The sequence below is a fragment of the Pontibacter harenae genome (assembly GCF_020907245.1).
GTDB lineage: Bacteria > Bacteroidota > Bacteroidia > Cytophagales > Hymenobacteraceae > Pontibacter > Pontibacter harenae.
The window spans coordinates 25,429-42,475 of the sequence record NZ_JAJJWH010000039.1; the positions used below are offsets into that span (position 1 = coordinate 25,429).

A 17,047-nucleotide genomic window follows, 5' to 3' on the forward strand; every position below is an offset into this window, starting at 1 on the left:
TGGTATAGTGCTGTCACACAAAATTAAGCCTTTCCTCAAAATAAAAAAGCCAGATGCAAAAGAGCATTTGGCCTTAATTGTGCAATTTCCGCTACTTTATGTGTAAAGTAAGTACAGGTATGCTTGTGTGGTTTACAAGATCTTCAGCAATACTGCCGCTTAGCAAATGAGCCAAGCCTGTTCGTCCATGTGTAGCCATCATAATCAGATCTGCATTTATATCATGCGCAAAATGGAGTATACCGTCCTCTTCCACCACATCGTTGTAAACATTGCTAGTGTAATTCTGAAAGCCAGCATTGGATGCAAAGCTTTCCAACTTCTTCTTTACATTGCCTGTTGATTCGAAGGCTCCTGGAGTGTTTATGTAAACCAAGTGAAGCTTAGCATTAAATAACTCTTGAAATGCTTTAAACTTTTCAGTAGCCTGACTTATTTCCCGCTTGAAATCAGAAGCAAGTACGATATCTTTCACTTCAAAAGCTCCTGGTTTTTCCTTCACTGTCAGTACGGGGCAAGAGGCTGTTCTTACCACCTTTTCAGTATTGGAGCCCACCAAAAACTCACTTAAGCCGCTAGCGCCTTTCGAGCCCATCACGACTAAATCAACTGCATCTTCCTCAATAGTAAGTTTTACTTTACTTGTAAGCGTGGCAACATCTACCTCCTCCACTACATTTATTCCATCCAGATAAGCAGAGTTCTTAAGCTCTTGCATTTGCGCTTTGGTTCGCTCTATAAGCTTCAGCGTAAAAACATGATCCATCGTATTAGGGGCTGTCGTTGTTATATCGCCTGTTGCACTAAAATTAGTACCATAAGGAATTTCCACAACATGCAGTAGCTTAATAGTTGCTCCAGTTTTACGGGCTATATTGACGGCAACTTCAAGCGCATATTGAGCTTGTTCAGAAAAATCGGTTGGAACGAGGATTCTTTTCATATAGTAGAATTTGAAGGAAATAGATTTCTTTATAAAAGTATGTATACTGATTCTATAAGAATATGATATATATCATTTAGCTATTATCTATAGAGATAGGCACAACAACCATTATCTGCTACCACAGCATAAAAAAAGACCTAAAACAAAAAGCCCACTAAAAAGTGGGCTTTGCAAATGTATAGGTAAGAAAATCTTAAGCTGCTTCTTAGCCAATTTTGGCAATAAGGTCAGCAGCACGGTTAGAGTAACCAGTCTCGTTGTCATACCAGCCTACTACTTTCACCAACGTACCGTTAGCAGAAGTCATTTCAGCATCGAATATGCAAGAGTGCGTGTTACCAACAATGTCAACAGAAACGATTGGATCTTCTGTATATTCCAGAACACCTTTCATCTCGCCTTCAGCCGCCTTTTTGATAGCCGCATTAATTTCTTCTTTTGTTGCTTCTTTTTTCAGAACGCAAGTAAGGTCTGTAAGTGAACCAGTAGGAATTGGAACACGCATTGCAACGCCATCCAATTTACCCTGAAGGTGCGGCAGCACAAGACCTACTGCTTTTGCAGCACCTGTAGATGTAGGCACAATAGAAAGTGCAGCTGCACGAGCTCTTCTTAAGTCGCTGTGAGGACCGTCCTGCAGGTTCTGGTCAGCAGTATAAGCATGCACTGTTGTGATATATCCTTTCTCAATTCCAAAAGCGTCATCTAACACTTTAGCCATTGGGGCAAGGCAGTTAGTAGTACAAGAAGCATTAGAAACGATAGTTTCTTCGCCAGTAAGTGTGTCTTCGTTTACACCAAGTACAACTGTTGGTACATTACCTTTAGCAGGTGCAGAAATAACTACTTTTCTAGCGCCAGCCTCTAAGTGACCGCCAGCACCTTTCTCGTCTACGAAACGACCAGTAGATTCTAACACAACGTCTACACCAAGCTTGCCCCAAGGCAGGTTCTTCGGCTCACGCTCCGCAGTAATCTGAATTTCTGTTCCGTTAACAACTATACCGTTGTCGGTAGCCTCTACCGTACCGTTAAACTTGCCGTGTACTGAGTCATACTTCAGCAGGTGTGCCAGCGTTTTAGTGTTGGTTAGGTCGTTGATAGCTACAACTTCTATATTCTCCTTCTCAAGCAGAGCTCTAAAAGTTAATCTGCCGATTCGGCCAAAGCCGTTAATTGCAACTTTAGTTTTAGACATGGTATCTAGTTTAGTGGGTTTATTTTTACTGCCGCAAATTTACAATTACCATAGTGGAAAACCAATATTTATTTTTTATACTGATGATGAACCACTTAATTCTTTTTACGAAAAAATTATAGCAAAATGTTTTGCTTCTTTCAAATGAGCCGTATCTTTGCACCGTCGAAACACAAAAAGACAAGCCAATTACAAAATGGCCCGTTCGTCTAGGGGTTAGGACGCTAGATTTTCATTCTAGTAACAGGGGTTCGATTCCCCTACGGGCTACTTGAAAGGCCCTCAGCAGCAGCTGAGGGCCTTTTTTTATTTTCTTCGGACACTATTCGGACACTAAAGCCGCACAACATTATCCTACACTCCGCATAAGAAGACTGGTTTGACTCTCAACTGGAGCTAATGCACCCGTCCTTATCCTTTTGCCTACTAGCTCTACCTGCTCCTATGCTGTTAGCCTCCTCCCAATTATCTATACTTTGAGGTACACGTTAAAAGTAAACTCGCACAATAGCTCGATTGTATCATCAACTCGTCTCATTATTCAGAATATAAGTTTTATTTGTGAGACGGCAATTATGGACATACTGTATAAAGAGCTTATATACTGCTTCATAGTATCGTTTTAACAGGGGTTTTTATGAGACTGGAAATTTCAGGCCTAGACAGTTTATGTGAAAGCTTGAGAAGGGTTTAGCATCGAAACCTGTTATCTTATATCAGGACAAGACTTATTGATATTTATTTATAAAAGTTTTAACTTTTACTACCAGGTTACCGTTTTCGCTAATGTTTTATCAATGATAAGGTTGTCTATGGAAAATGATTTCTCGAGCCCTGCAAGAGACATTCGGTTTCATTCTTTATTCGAGAATACCCCTGAGCTGATTCTGTATCAGAACGAAGAGTCCACTATACTGGATGCTAACCCTGCCTTTCTAAAGCTGGTTCAGGAACCAAAGGAAAATGTAATTAACCGAAACTACAATGAGTTTCTGTCTGAAGATGTTCAGCTCCTTTACGAAGAAAAACTCAAAGAAGCATTCACAGGCAAAACAGTTAGGTTTGATCTTTATACCCCTCAGGGGAACTCTGCTCCCCGACACTGGGATGTAGTAAAAATACCGGTGTCGGAGAATGAAAAAGTGGTAGGGGTGCATATGATTGCAAGGGACATTACAGAAAAAATGCAGGCGCAGGAGGAAATACTGGAGAAGAACAAAGATTTACAGCAGTTCACTTATGTGGTCTCTCACAACCTGCGTAGCCCCTTGACCAATGCCTTAGGCTTAGTAGAAGTGCTGGAAATTTCAGACCCAGGCTCTTCTGACTTTGAATCCACACTGACACACTTGGGAACCAGCCTTAGACAGCTTGATCAGGTCGTTCGTGATATAAATACTATTTTGTCAATACGTGACAAGCAAGACCTCGTGCAAAATGAATCCGTTCCGCTAGCCCAAGTCGTTCATCAAGCCGTTCAAAACTTTCAAGAAGCTCTTCATGATAGCGGTGGAACTGCACGGGTGGCCATCCCTGAGGGTATTCAAGTATTGGGGAACAGGGCCTATCTTTACAGCATATTCTTTAACCTACTTTCCAATGCGATAAAGTTCCGTTCGGAGCAGCGGCCGTTGCAGGTAGATATAACTTTAGCAGTTAAGGACAGTCAAACTAAGGAGATTTCGTTTGCTGATAACGGCTCAGGAATTGATCTTGATAAGGCAGGCGTGGATATGTTCAAGCTTTACAAGCGGTTCCATCCACAACATTCCGGCCGTGGCCTGGGCTTGTATCTGGTCAAGGCTCATGTGGAGAGCATCGGAGGCCAAATAGAGGTAAGCAGCAGGCCCAATGAAGGGACAATTTTTAAGGTTTCACTACAATAACTCAGCTACTTGTGAATTTTGTACTAATCGATGATGAGCTAATTACTTTGTTTTTATACAAAAAGCTTTTCCAACTTGAGGGTCTTTCCGATGAAGTAATTGCCTTTGATGACCCTGAGAAAGCCCTGGAGTTTCTCCAACAACAAATATCTTCCGGTCAGGTCCCCCAAGTCATTTTCGTAGATCTGAATATGCCTAAAATTTCAGGATGGGACCTTTTAGGGGCTCTCGAACCATATAAAGTGCAACTACAAGCAAAATGCCTCATTTACCTGTTAACCTCATCGCTGGACCCTTCAGACATATCGCGGGCAAAGGAGCATCCACAGGTGACAGAACTGATTCACAAACCCCTTGATAGGCACATCATACATAAAGTTCAGGAAAATATGAGGGGAAGTCGCTGAGAACATCAATTAGTTCAGGTTCTGTGGTAACTAAAAGATGTATTCACCACCATTTTTATACCTGCAATTTTCTCGTCTGGTTCCTTCGGGTTAGTGATATGCCACGAGGGATACATCCGTTTCAGCAGGGTCATGTCAGAGCCGCCCCTTCGTCTTGCTCGCCTTCCTGATCTGGAGGTGAAAGCCCTCGATGGCCTTGGTGAACACAATTTCAGTTTCATGCCCATCCTTCGCTATCGCTTCAGGCTTCGCATGCAAGCGGATGGCCATTGACCTCTCCTATGTGAGGGGATCAGTGAAAGAGGTAATAGATGAATTGGAAGTGATCCTGACCGGCTAAGCAAGTGGCGGCAGAAAGACAGCTCACCAGTAAGGTCTACCGATGGGCTTCTAACCTAATTTTGTAAGGCAAGTATATTAGCAAACCTGATTAACGCACTATATAATATTAAACCGGCATGGCAAAGGCAGATAAACCTCTTGAGTCCTATTTTCCCAATGTAGTTTCCAAAGTCAAAGGCTTCGCTATCTATATGTTGGACAAGGATGGAGTAATTCTTACATGGAACCCTGGGTGTGAACTTATGAAAGGTTACAAAGCAGAAGAAGTAATTGGTCAAAACTACAGCATGCTTTTTCCCAGTTTCCTGAGAGATAAACATTTGCCTGAAAAGGAGATAGCGATAGCAAAAGAAAATGGCCGGTATGAGACAGAGAACTGGAGAAGGCCTAAAAGCGGGGAGCTTTTCTGGGCGTTTGTGGTGCTGACTAAGATTACAGATGACAGCGGAAAGTTTGTAGGTTTTGTGAAGATAACCCAGGACCAGTCTGAGAAAAAGAAGCTGCATGACCAGTTGCAGAGTAAGATAGAAGATTTCAAGAGGATGAATACCGACCTCAACAACTTCGCTTATACTGCCTCGCACGACCTGAAGGCCCCCATCAACAACATAGAGGGACTCTCCCTGCTGCTGAAGAGTGAACTTGAAAACAGGGTAAATAATGACGGGATCTCAAAGATCGTGGAGCTGATGCACCAATCTGCCCTGAAGTTCAAGGTTGTAATTACCGACATGGCCAGGGCCGCTCAAGAGGAGAGTGAGCATTACACCTACCAGTCCTTTAAGGATGTGGTAGATGATATTAAGCTCTTACTGAGCAATGACATTAAAACCGTGCAGGCTGTCTTCCATGAAGACTATGCCGAGGCCCCCTTTGTCAGGTATCCGACAAAGCATATCCGCAGTATTCTGCAGAACCTAATTACAAATGCCATCAAGTATAAGTCTCCAAAAAGAAAGCCAGAAATCACCATCAAAACGACTCTAACCGAAGGGTACACACTGCTGGAGGTGGCTGACAATGGCATGGGCATAGAAGAGGAAGATAAGAAACGGATTTTCTCAATGTACCAGAGAGTGGACAATGACACTGTAGTGGAAGGGACAGGAGTAGGCTTAGGGCTGGTTGCTAAACTAGTAGAGGGCAACCACGGGAAAATTGAAGTTGAAAGTAAGGTAGGGAAAGGAAGTAAATTCAAGATATTCCTCAGATAAAAAGCCTGTTAGTCTTTTATGAAGGCTGTAAGCAGCCAGGCAAATTCTCTTGCTAATTTATTTATATAGAATGTACTATAATAGTTTTTAGAGGCTGTAATTGAAGCTACATAACCTTTTGCTAAAGCCTTTCATATGTGCTGAATCTGGGTAGGTCGTCTGTTTTATAATTTCTCATAAGTAAAACAAAGGGTTCTACCTGAATCTTGAAACTATTGAGTTTATTGCCCCTCCCCCGTCTGTATATACTTATCAAGAGCATCAAGATCTTTGTGGAAAAGTTAGATAATTCAACCCTTCGGGCTACAAAAAAGGCCTTCAGTTAACGCTGAAGGCCTTTTTTGTTTAGCTTCGGACACTATTTGAACACTAAAGCCGCACATCATTATCCTGACTCGTCCTGAAATCGCAGATCAGCTGTAACAAAGTGTTACATGCTGTTACACCTAACTCACTGAAAATTAGGATGTCACAAGCCGCGCATCGCTATTCCGCCGATACCGTCATCAGCCCAATAGGTTGAACAAGAGATAAAATTTAATTAAGGGTTACGGATTGGTGCTTTAGGTGGTGGTGCATTTAACCCAACCCGTGTCATTTCGCCCCAACTCTTTTTTTTCCTTAAATAGTCTATAATTCCTTTCATAGAAGACCATACCACAAAGGGGTGAAATAGGACTGGCTCTAAGAGAGCAGTTAAAATAAGCTTTCCTAAATCACCAGGTTCTTTATATTGGTTAAAAGTAATTACTTCCATCAAGATAGCAAAAATCGAAAACAGCCAGCCAAAAATTAAGATAAAGGATGTCAATCCCAGGAAAAAGGGCCAGTTAATCATGCCCATTACAGCAAAAATAACAAAGAGCAAAAACCCGCAAAACTCTATAACTGTAGCCAGAAATTCAAAGAAAAACCAGTAGGGGTAGCTAAATATCCCTAATATGCCATAGCGGGGATTAAGAAAGAGGTTACGGTGTATCTTCAATGTCTCAATAGTACCTCGCATCCAGCGGTTTCTTTGTCGTCCCAATATTTTGTAGGAAACTGGTGCTTCGGTCCAACATAAAGGGTCTGGAATAAAGGCAACTTTGTAGGGTAACTTCCGATCTGCCATATAGCGCCGCATCCTCACTACCAACTCCATGTCCTCACCTACAGTGTTATGGTCGTAACCGCCAGCATCTATGGCAATTTGCCGGTCAAAAGCCCCAAAGGCACCTGAGATCAATATCAAGCCGTTCAATCGACTCCAGGCCATTCGGCCTAGCAAGAAGGCCCGAATATATTCTAAAGCCTGCACCCGCGGCAAAAACTTCTTGGGTAAGTTTACTTTAATTAATTTCCCATTTTCAAAAATACAGGAGTTTGCGATCCGCACCACTCCTCCGGTAGCAATAACCTTTTGCCCCGTTTCCTCCATAAAAGGTTTTATAAGTTTTAAGAGGGCGTCCTGTTCCAAGATACAATCTACATCTATACAAACAAGGTATTGGTTACTGGCCAGATTAATACCAGTATTTAAAGCATCTGCCTTGCCACCGTTTTCTTTATCAATCACCAATAATTTACTATAAACAGGATTGGTGCTTTTATAGATGGCTTTAACCTGTTTGGTAGCTATTCTTTGGTTATAGGATGTCTCGATTGGGCGCAGTTGATAGGCAGCTATAAGTTTAGCCATTGAATCGTCTTTGCTGCCATCGTTTATCACAATCAACTCCAGATGGTTGTAGTAGATGCTTAGGAGCGAGCGGACATTTTCAATAATGTTGGCTCCTTCATTATAGGCTGGTGCCAGTATACTTACAGTGGGTGCATAAGGGGAAGAGGCCAGCAAGCTGTAATTGGTTAAACGGCTTTTCCGTAAATAAGTGATTGCTTCAGAAATAGCAAAGGATCCTAAAAAGATATAACATCCTAGCAAGGCGATAGAATATAACAGCATGCCATAGCTAAAAAAATCGTAAAGAAATGTCATTTAATTTCTTTGTTGCCTTTTTGAAAATAGGATAATAGAAATTTAGAAATTTTCCTGTAGTTGTTTTTGGAAAATAACTTTATTGGCCGCCAACCTTACATCAACATCTTCTGTTAGAGCTAGTTCCTTTAAAAAATAGGGGTCTACTTTTTCGTCAGACCTAATAAATTCAGCAAGGATGGCTAATTGTAAGTATTTGTTTGGTTCAGCGAAAAACACCTGCTGCAATGCCTGGGTAGAAGAATCGGAAGGGATTTCTCCTAAACAGCTAATGGCCTGGCGACGGATTACTTCTTCAGGGTGCCCTAGGCAGGCAATTACCATATGCTGATAGTTACTGGCATGCTGTTCGCCAATTAGCTTTAGCGTAAACTGCACCACACTTGCGTTAGCTGACTGTAACCAGGTACAAACAATTTCTTCGGCGGGAAGAGGGTGGTTGGCTAAGAAGCCTAGAAGCTTTAGTTGGTGCCACTGGGTTAAGGAATACCGCATGTTTTCAAAAAAGCGTAAGCCCTCATATTGGTGGAAACACACCATTGCTATTTGGGCTTCCATACGAACCTCTGGGTGCGGGTGATTTGTTAAAAGCAGGATGTCATGGCTATAAACCATTTGGTTCATCATGGCTAGTTCCTGAATTCCTTTAACCTTATCATACCATATAGTACTTTGCAAGCTTTGGACAGATAATTTATCTAACTCCAGCTGTACATAAAGTTGTTCAATATTTTGCCCTGGCTGGCCACTTAAACTACTTTTTAATCGCTTAAGCTCCTGTAGCAATTCCATTTTTGCAAATGGTTTTTGCAACAAGTTACTAACAGGCCTTGGCACATCAAATGCCAGATGGTTCTCTTTTTGCTCTTCTAAAATAATATCTACCAGCCATTCCTGAAGGGCTTGCTGTATAAAGTATTGTTTCTTAACCTGGTATTTTTTCCTGAGAAGAAGAATTACCATATAAAAAACAAGTAATAAGATTGTCCCCGTAAAACAGCCAACAGCTATATAAAAATGCTTTGGCTGGACCAGGTTTCCGATTTTAAATAATACTAGAAAGGCTATAGTTATCTGCAATTGTAGCGCGTGTTAGTCGGTTGATTATTAACTCTGCAATGCAAAGCGCCTGACCCGCAAGGCCAGCTCATTCGGACTGAAAGGTTTCGTGATATAATCATCAGCCCCTAAGTTGAAGGCTTCTACCACGACATTTTCCTGTCCCATCGTAGACAAAACAATCACTGGCACTGGCTTACTTAGTTTCTTGACCAGGCTTAAACTTCTAAGCCCGATACAAAAGGCATCATTATATCGGTTATTACCAGGTGAAAATCGTTTTTTTGTATTAGTTCTGATGCCTCCTGGCCATTGCTTGCCGTGGATACCTCATGGCCATCTTTCTTAAGACGCATCTGCATGGTGGCTAAGGTTATTGGTTCATCTTCGGCAATTAAAATTTTCATACTATATATCTTTGTGCCTCCAGAATAGAAAGCTGTTCATTTATTTCTTGCTCAATGGCTGGAAAGATTTCTGTATATAGATTCTGACACAAGTTTACCTGATCAGCGACTGCCTTCAGATCGTGATCTGCTTGGACGGTTTCTTCCATTAAGAGCAGCATCTGATAAATTTCTGGTATACCCACCGAAGACAGGCTGCCTTTGATCTTATGGGTTTTTTCCAGAAATTCTTCCCAATTACCAGAGGTGGTTAAGGTACTTAACTCAGAAAGGTAGCTTGGCATTTTACCTTTAAAAAGGTTGAAGACTTGCTGAATTGCCTCCGTATCTTCTAATTCCAGCAAATGGCTTATATCAAATGCCAAAGCCAGTCTTTCTTCTTTTACCGGTATTGAAGTGGTTGGTAAATCAACAAACTGGTGTTCGGTGGAGTCTGACAGAAACTGTTCGAGGGTTCGGGCCAGGTCAGTCATGGAAAACGGCTTGGCCATATAATCCGAAGCCCCGATTTCCATGCACCGGTCTCTTTCGTTGCGAAGTACGCTGGCAGTTAAGACTACGATTGGTGTTTCCAGGTGAAGCTTTTGCCGCATATAAGCGGTAGCCTCAAATCCATTCATGATAGGCATGCGCAAATCCATAAAAATGATATCGTATCGGTTGCCCTTCTCTAAATCATTTATTGCTTCCTGACCATTATTTACAATAGAAATATCTAATTGATGTTGTTTTAGAGTAGATGCCAGCACCGCCTGGTTTATATCATTATCTTCTACAATTAAGGCTCTTTTACTACTGTATTTCTTTTTGATAGCAACTGGCGTATTGTTATGATATGGCATAACTACATGTACATCCTTGGAAATTTTATAGGGTAACTGAAGTATAAAGCTTGTACCCACACCTTTCTTGCTTTCAACAGTAATATCACCCCCCTGCATCTGGATGAGCCTTTTAGTTATGGCTAAGCCTAAACCAGTACCTCCGTACTTACTCGATATGTCAGTAGAAGCTTGGGAAAAATTATCAAAAATATAATTAAGGTTACCTTCTTCAATACCAATTCCAGAGTCGCTTACCAAAAATTCCACTACAACATCGTCTTCGGTTTCACTTAGCAGCAAAGCCTCTAGTCGAACAAAGCCTTTGTCGGTAAACTTTATAGAATTACTCAGCAGGTTATTCAGAATCTGGTTTAACCGGTGAGGGTCACCGGTTAACACACGGGGTATAAAAGGATCGATGGATACAGCTAATCTAATGCCTTTTTCTTTGGCCCGTTCTTTAAATAATAAAGCGGTGCCAGTAACAGACTCATTAAAATCAAAATTAATATTTTCTATGGTGAGCATACCCGCTTTTATTTTAGACAGATCAAGAATATCGTTTACTAAATTTAAAAGGGTGTCAGAAGAACGTTTAATAATATTTAACCGGCCATGCTGGTCAGGTTGCAAGGATGATGACGTTAATAAAAGGTTTACCATTCCTACAATGCCATTCATGGGGGTTCGTAATTCGTGGCTCATATTAGCAAGGAATTGTTCCTGTAGGTGTTCGGCGTTTTCGCGAGCCTTTACAAGCTGCTGTTCATGTTGAACTTGCTCGGTAATGTCTTTGCATAAAGTACAGATACCGAAGAACTTCTTTTTTCGGTCATAAAGCGGAAACTTGATCACTTCCATTTCCAGAATTTTACCCTCCTGCAGCCTTATCTGTTGCTTAAACTCTTTTGACTTGATTTCACCATCCTCTACATTGCCGTCATTAACACCGAACTCAGCCCTGGCCAAATCATCATCAAACATTGCTTTTAATTGCAGGCTTATTTCATTGTTTCTATCTAGGTCAAACAGGTTTAAAAAAGCTTTATTCGAAAAGATATGTTTACCTTCCATATCTTTTATCAATATTGCCTGTGGCGAATAATCTAGAATGGCTTTAAAGCGGTACTGGAACTCTTCTTTATCGGACTGAGCAATTTTTACGGCTGCTTCTATTCTTTTCCTTTCGGTGATGTTCTTAGAAGCACAGCAAATACCGATGATGTTACTATCATCGTCTCTTACTGGGAAATAACTCGAATAATAGTTTTCATCGCCTTCCGGCATTTCGAATACCCGCTCAGTTTCCCAATTATCTCCAGCTAGTACCTTTTGGTAAATAGCTTTTAATCCATCGCTCAACTCAGGTTCAAATAAATCCGGGAAACAATCTCCTAGCCTGCAATCAATGCCATAAGTTTTTTTAGCTAAGACATGGGCATGTTCATTTAATAGTAACAAGTTCAGGTTTAGGTCCAGTAAATACATTGCTTCCTGGGTGCTGGACATAATTGCCTTAAGATTCTTTTCCGACTGTTTTAGCTGAATTTCCCTTAATTTTCTTTGCGTAATATCCCGTACACTGCAAACTATGATAGTCCCTTTATGAGATTTCAGCAGGTTTAATCGTAAGTCTGCCGGAAACTCTTCCTGATTTTTCCGGATGACAATCAACTCACGGCTATTATCGATTGTTTTTTGTTCGGAAGGATTGGCAAAAAATGCTTCGCGTCTGTTTATATGAGCAGCATGCTCATCCGCTGGCAGTAAAATTTGGATGTCCATCCCCAGGATTTCATCCTGAGTGTACCCAAATATGTCTTCTGCCTTTTTATTAAACAATAAAATTGTTCCTTCAGAATTAAATCCAACCATACCGTCTGGAGTTGCCTCCAGGAGGGAATCAGAAAAAGTTTTTTCTATAAGCAGATTCTCTTGGGCCAGTTTGTTTTGGGTTATATCCCTAATAGCCCCGATCATCCGATAGCCAAGGTTGTTTTCATCCCGGATTAAGATTCCGCGGTCGGTACAATAAGCAAAGCTTCCATCAGCTTTCTTGTACCGGTATTCCTGTTGCCAAGTAGCCTCACCGCTTTGCAAAAAAGCTTCCAAGTCATTAACTACCCTATCCCGGTCTTCGGGATGTAAATGATCTATCCATTGTTTATAACTTTCCCTGCTATTCTCTATTTCGTGGCCAAACAAGGTTTTCATATTGTCGCCCCAGAATAATTCATTGGTTATAAGATCCCAGTCCCAAATGCCATCATAAGACACTTTAGATAATGTTTCCCACCGGTGGTTACTAATCTTTAAAGCTAATTCTGCTTTAACTTTTTCAGTTACGTCGTTGGCTTCAACAATTAAGCTGGGTATGTTGTCGTATACAATATGGTGGGCTGAAACCTCTACCTTGATTTGGGTGCCATCCTTCTTTAAGTGATTCCACAAACCATACCGCATTATACTTTTCTGAGTTTTTGCCTTATTCAGGGTTTCTTCTAAATAAGCAGCCTCCTCGGCTGGCCTCAAATCTCTGGCATGCAATTTTATGAATTCGTCTCTGGAGTAACCATAATGATTGATGGCACTTTCATTTACATCCAGAATCTCAAGGGTTTCCAGATTATAGATCCATTTTGGTAAGGGTGCCTGGTAAAATAGAAGTTTATATTTTTCTTCTGAAGCCTGTAAATCATGTTCAAACTTACGTTGCTCCGTTACATCCTGAGCTGTACCGTATAGGCGTATTACCTCATTGGATGCGTTCAAAGCACATTTCCCGATAACACTTATTACTCTGTGGTTGCCCTTTCCTGTGTTTATGCGGTAATCGGCAGAAAAGGGCTCTCCGTCATTTATGGCTTTTTGTGTTATTTGAATGGCAACATCCCTGTCAGCCTCATTAACAAAATTTAGGAACGAAACAAGTGTTTCATCAAAACCTTCGGTATCGGCTTCAAAAACTAAATAAAGTTCTTGTGATACCGTAAGCCTTTGGGAAGGTATCTCCAAGTTCCAGGAACCGATTTTGGCTATGTGCTGCGCTTCTGCCAGGGCAGCTTCACTTTTTTGGATAAGTTCAGAAGCAATCCGCCTCTCGGTCATATCCACTAGAATATTTATACCGCCAGTAATATTTCCAGCCGCATCATAGCTAATAACCGGGTGTGGCATTACATACCGTTTTTCACCATTTGGCCGTTCTATAATAATTTCCTGACCATAAACTGGCTCTCCATTTTGCAGCGCTTGGGCCATCGGGCTTGCTGTCTGGTGTATTACCTGATGATTGGTGTCAGAAATTTTATAAGAACCACACCAGCGGTCCTCATTTAGATCGGGCTCCCGACCCCAAAGCTCGACGGCTGCTTTATTATAAAGCTTAATTTTACCGGAAGTTTCGCAAGTGTATATTGCGGCTGGTAAATCTTGAATAAGCTGACGGAAATTACGTTCGCTTTCTTCTATTTTTAGGCGATTTTGAACCTGTTCCGTTACATCTACACCATAAAAAAATATCCCTTCTACTTTATCTTCGGCACTGGTGTAAGGCTGGAAAACTGTATTTAAATAAAGTTCAGATATTCCAGCTTTATTTTTCCCATTTAAGAATACCTGCATCTCATGACCAACGAAGGGTTCTCCAGTTTCATAAACCTGATCTAAAATTTTTAGAAAACCTTGTTGCTCTATTTCTGGCAATGAAACCTTGATAGGTTGCCCGTTAATAACACGGTTATCTGTAAGGGCATCATAATAGGTGTTTTTTGATACTACCTCATGGGCAGAACCTTTTAATATACAAATGCTGCTGGGAGCTTGAATAAATAATTCATTAAAGCGCTTTTGTTCGCCTCGGAAAGCCTTTTCTAGGTTTTTCTTTTCGGTGGCGTCTTTTGCCACACAATACATGATCTGGTCCTCGGTATTATAGCTTGCCGACCACAGAATAGGAGCAAAGCTTCCATCTGGACGCAGGTAATGGTTTTCAAAGGTTGTAACCAGATTTCCGTTCATGATGGAGGCGGCAATATCGGAGGTTAACTTCTTGTCCTGCTCAGCTACAAAATCCATGTAGGCCTGTCCGATTAAGTCTTCCGGAGCATAACCCCAAACCCAGGCCGATGCAGCGCTTACCTGAACAAACTTACCCTGGGCATCTATGGTGCAGATAACGTCCAGGGAGGAGTCCATGATGCGTCTTAGATTATTTATAGCTTTGGCTAAAAGTGCATTTACCGTTTGAACTTCCTGGTCAGCCTTTATGCGGTCAGAAACATCTCTAAAATTATAAACTATAGCTTGTACGCTCTCCTGGTGCAGTAAATTCGTGGTTTCTCCTTCTAGCCATATATAATGCCCTGCTTTATGAAGAGCTCTAGTTAAGCCTTTAACTGGTTTATCAGGATTTTCTAAGACCTGTTGCCATTGAGACTTTATAGCTGGCAGGTCATCGGGATGAATGTGATTCTTTAAAGGGATCTTTTTAAACTCTTCTAGTGCCCAACCCAGGATTTTTTCTGTCGCTGGGCTCCAATAGGTTATATTAGAATTATTATCTCGTAAGATAATTGCTTCATTGTTATTTTCTACAAGCGCGCGAAAATGCTTCTCGTGTCTTATTAATTCTTCTCCGGCTATCTTTTTTTCCTCCAGATTCTTCCAGCCTTTTCTTAAAACCAAGGTGAGTAAAAAAATAAGGATACCTAGACTCGAAAATAAAACTATATTAGTTTGGAAAGCAATTTCGTCACTTTGTCTTTTTCGTTTGGATAATATCTGGTTTTCATGTTTATGCATAGCAGAAACAATTTCCCTTATTCTATCCATTTGGATTTTTCCCTGGTTTGTCGAAACCAGGATTATAGCCTCTTCAAGACCTTTTTCTTGAAGAGGCTATAATGGTAAATTTAGCAATGGCAATCTTTTTTGTTAGATGGAAATGCAACTTTTCAAGGTGCCCTTTTTGAATAGGATCATCTTCCATAAGTTCCACCAGGTGCAAAAAAGTTTTGTTTAAGTTTTTTTCGGCTTGCTCGAAGGGCTGTTTATAGATTTCCTGATTTGTGATTACAAAACCCCGGGCACTGGTTTCATAATCTTTAGTTAAAGATACAATCCGTTCAATCTGGAAAATTTCTTCCTGAGAATGTAAAACGAGACGGGAATATTCATTCTCTTTTCTCAGGTTATAATTTACAATATAAACAAGGAGTATTAATAAGAGGAAAGTGAGAGAAAAGCCAGCAACAAACTTTTTGAATTCTTGTGTGCTTCTAATAATAGTATAAATTTTTAACATAAGCTTTTCTGACAAGCACTAAGAATTATTTTGTAGTTTTTTATTGCTTTTAATTTCATAAAACCGTTTTCTTGTTTATTCAAAAACAAATATAATTTCAATGTGCTAATTTTATTAATAGTTTTTTATTCACCATTAAATATTGGAAATGTTCAAACATTTAACTCGTAAAATTGATTTACTGATGTTTCAGGTAAATATAGGGAATAAAAATGCAAGTAGATATCAATAATAATGCTTTATAAAAAAAGTGTTTAATATTAGAATTCTTTTATTTTATGATTCACGCATTATTTAACAGGCAGGTCGGCTCTTTCCTGTCGATTTTTTGGTTATTAAATTTGACAAACTGCCCTTATCCCCACCTGTGGAGTACAAATTCAAGCATACTATTATAAAGGCGATGATTGATGTAAAGCATAACTTGCGTAAAGCAGTATATATGTAAAATATAGCTTACAATAAGCCAAAGACAAGACCTTTGCACCCTTCCTGGCAACGGCTGCTGGCTGATTTAAATAAAGGTTTAAATTTGACTATGATGGAAAGACGCGTATTTGACGCCTCCTTTAAACAGATGACTGTAGACCTCTCCTATGCGAGGGAATCAGTAAAAGAGGTAGCCGATGAGTTAGGTATAGATCCCAGTCGTCTGAGTAAGTGGTGGCAGAAAGACGCCTTGCCAGTAGATCTACCGAAGGGTTAAATGATGATCAGAAAGAGATCAAGCGGCTGCAAAAAGAGCTCAAGGAGGCGCAGCTGGAGCGCGATATTTTAAAAAAGGCGGTGAGCACCTTCTCCAAGGGAGACGGGCGGTATACGGATTTATAAAGGAGGTATATCAGCAGAGCAAGTGCCGCTATGGCAGCCCCAGGATCAGCTTTGAACTCCAGGAGCAGGGCATCTAGGCTTCTCACCCAAGGATAGCCCGTGCCATGCGTAAACACCAGATACATAGCATTGTAAAAAGGAAGTATCGGGTGCAGACCACAGACTCCAGTCATGCCTATGCAGTAGCGGAAAACCACCTGGCAAGAGATTTCCAGGCGGTAAGGCTGGCAGAGAAGTGGGGATCTGATTTAACCTACATCAGGACCAGGGAAGGCTAGCTGTACCTGACGATCGTACTGGACCTGGCCGACAGGAAAGTAGTCGGTTGGGCTTTGAGTGAGACTATGAAGGCGGATGGCGGACACAACTACGGTGGCCGTCTTCATGATGGCCGTCAAAAACAGTCCCCTGTTTCACTCCCTTTTATTTCACTCTGACCAGGGCGTGCTTACGCCTGCAGTGCCTTCTGAGAGCAGTTGGAGAGGATGCCGGTACAGCAAAGTATGAGCCGCAAGGGCAATTATTGGGATAATGCAGTGGCAGAGAGCTTCTTTAAGACAATGAAAACTGAAACAGTGTACCACCACATCTTTGCCACCGGGAAAGAGGCCCAATGCCGTCAACTTAAGGATTTACAGTACTGGTCTTTT

14 protein-coding genes, 1 tRNA gene and 1 pseudogene are annotated in these 17,047 nt (G+C 41.0%); 6 read left to right on the plus strand and 10 right to left on the minus strand.

Annotated features, from left to right (window positions below):
• Window positions 1-91: 91 nt before the first annotated feature.
• A complete protein-coding gene (locus tag LN893_RS16200) occupies window positions 92-943 on the minus strand; it encodes a universal stress protein (protein WP_229971896.1) in 852 nt (283 codons plus the stop codon).
• Between the two features lie 208 nt (window positions 944-1,151).
• Window positions 1,152-2,144 (minus strand): type I glyceraldehyde-3-phosphate dehydrogenase, encoded by a 993-nt coding sequence (gap, locus tag LN893_RS16205; protein ID WP_229971899.1) that lies wholly within the window; start codon window positions 2,142-2,144, stop codon window positions 1,152-1,154.
• 198 nt (window positions 2,145-2,342) lie between these two features.
• Here gap and LN893_RS16210 point away from each other — a divergent pair.
• The 3 genes from LN893_RS16210 to LN893_RS16220 all read left to right on the plus strand — a co-directional run bounded on the left by LN893_RS16210 (window position 2,343) and on the right by LN893_RS16220 (window position 4,437).
• Window positions 2,343-2,414: transfer RNA gene (locus tag LN893_RS16210), tRNA-Glu, on the plus strand.
• A gap of 527 nt (window positions 2,415-2,941) precedes the next feature.
• Complete coding sequence (locus LN893_RS16215) at window positions 2,942-4,030, plus strand: PAS domain-containing sensor histidine kinase (RefSeq protein WP_229971901.1); 1,089 nt, start codon at window positions 2,942-2,944, stop codon at window positions 4,028-4,030.
• A gap of 11 nt (window positions 4,031-4,041) precedes the next feature.
• Window positions 4,042-4,437, plus strand: a complete 396-nt coding sequence (locus tag LN893_RS16220) for a response regulator (RefSeq protein ID WP_229971903.1) — start codon at window positions 4,042-4,044, stop codon at window positions 4,435-4,437.
• Window positions 4,438-4,451: 14 nt separating this feature from the next.
• Here LN893_RS16220 and LN893_RS16225 read toward each other — a convergent pair whose 3' ends face one another.
• Entirely contained in the window at window positions 4,452-4,658 is a 207-nt protein-coding gene (locus tag LN893_RS16225; protein WP_229971905.1) for a hypothetical protein, read from the minus strand.
• A 312-nt stretch (window positions 4,659-4,970) separates the two neighbouring features.
• Between LN893_RS16225 and LN893_RS16230 the strand changes: the two genes are divergently transcribed.
• The gene (locus tag LN893_RS16230; RefSeq protein WP_229971925.1) at window positions 4,971-5,993 is read left to right on the plus strand and encodes a PAS domain-containing sensor histidine kinase; all 1,023 of its coding nucleotides are present in this window, start codon (window positions 4,971-4,973) and stop codon (window positions 5,991-5,993) included.
• Between the two features lie 541 nt (window positions 5,994-6,534).
• On the opposite strand, the gene LN893_RS16235 is transcribed toward LN893_RS16230, so the two are convergent.
• The 5 genes and pseudogenes from LN893_RS16235 to LN893_RS16260 all read right to left on the minus strand — a co-directional run bounded on the left by LN893_RS16235 (window position 6,535) and on the right by LN893_RS16260 (window position 15,566).
• Window positions 6,535-7,971, minus strand: coding sequence for a glycosyltransferase family 2 protein (locus LN893_RS16235; protein WP_229971907.1), 1,437 nt, complete (start codon window positions 7,969-7,971; stop codon window positions 6,535-6,537).
• A 42-nt stretch (window positions 7,972-8,013) separates the two neighbouring features.
• Complete coding sequence (locus tag LN893_RS16240) at window positions 8,014-8,934, minus strand: HEAT repeat domain-containing protein (RefSeq protein WP_229971909.1); 921 nt, start codon at window positions 8,932-8,934, stop codon at window positions 8,014-8,016.
• Window positions 8,935-9,078: 144 nt separating this feature from the next.
• Window positions 9,079-9,437: pseudogene (locus tag LN893_RS20805) on the minus strand (response regulator transcription factor).
• Window positions 9,434-15,094, minus strand: a complete 5,661-nt coding sequence (locus LN893_RS16255) for a PAS domain S-box protein (protein ID WP_229971914.1) — start codon at window positions 15,092-15,094, stop codon at window positions 9,434-9,436. Before LN893_RS16255 ends, LN893_RS20805 begins: the two are co-directional and overlap by 4 nt.
• A 43-nt stretch (window positions 15,095-15,137) precedes the next feature.
• Window positions 15,138-15,566: a CHASE3 domain-containing protein gene (locus LN893_RS16260; protein ID WP_229971916.1), complete on the minus strand. Its 429-nt coding sequence runs from the start codon at window positions 15,564-15,566 to the stop codon at window positions 15,138-15,140.
• A 538-nt stretch (window positions 15,567-16,104) separates the two neighbouring features.
• On the opposite strand from LN893_RS16260, the gene LN893_RS16265 reads away from it, so the two are divergent.
• Window positions 16,105-16,272: a transposase gene (locus LN893_RS16265; RefSeq protein WP_229971918.1), complete on the plus strand. Its 168-nt coding sequence runs from the start codon at window positions 16,105-16,107 to the stop codon at window positions 16,270-16,272.
• Window positions 16,273-16,279: 7 nt separating this feature from the next.
• Here LN893_RS16265 and LN893_RS16270 read toward each other — a convergent pair whose 3' ends face one another.
• Together LN893_RS16270 and LN893_RS16275 are read right to left on the minus strand one after the other, a co-directional pair.
• Window positions 16,280-16,570, minus strand: coding sequence for a hypothetical protein (locus LN893_RS16270; RefSeq protein WP_229971920.1), 291 nt, complete (start codon window positions 16,568-16,570; stop codon window positions 16,280-16,282).
• A 75-nt stretch (window positions 16,571-16,645) separates the two neighbouring features.
• Entirely contained in the window at window positions 16,646-16,783 is a 138-nt protein-coding gene (locus LN893_RS16275) for a hypothetical protein (RefSeq protein WP_229971922.1), read from the minus strand.
• A gap of 117 nt (window positions 16,784-16,900) precedes the next feature.
• Between LN893_RS16275 and LN893_RS20810 the strand changes: the two genes are divergently transcribed.
• Window positions 16,901-17,047, plus strand: a 147-nt coding sequence (locus LN893_RS20810) for an integrase core domain-containing protein (protein ID WP_369427690.1), incomplete at its 3' end; no start/stop codon positions are given.